The 258-nt window shown below is 65.5% G+C and carries 1 pseudogene; it reads right to left on the minus strand.

Annotated elements, in window-relative coordinates:
* Positions 1-256: pseudogene (locus tag JMF97_RS30970) on the minus strand (hypothetical protein); the annotation flags it as partial.
* Positions 257-258 lie beyond the last annotated feature (2 nt).

The following is a 258-nucleotide window of genomic DNA, read 5'->3' on the forward strand; positions in this document are numbered from 1 at the left end:
CCGTCACCGTCGGCAACTCACCAGTGAACTGACGAACCAGCAACGTCGACCCATCCTCCGACAACAGCACCGAATCAGCGGCGACCGTCATCGCCAGGACACCCGGCTCCCGAATCTCCTCGATCTCGACCGTCACCTCCACCCCGGCATCGTCACCCGGCTCAGCGAAAGCAGGCGAACCCACCGCCACCACACCGGCCAGCAGCGCACCGGACGCACCGGCGGCCAGCAGCCGCTTACGACTCCATGTGTTCATTC

This window comes from Micromonospora fiedleri, assembly GCF_016774385.1.
GTDB lineage: Bacteria > Actinomycetota > Actinomycetes > Mycobacteriales > Micromonosporaceae > Micromonospora > Micromonospora gifhornensis.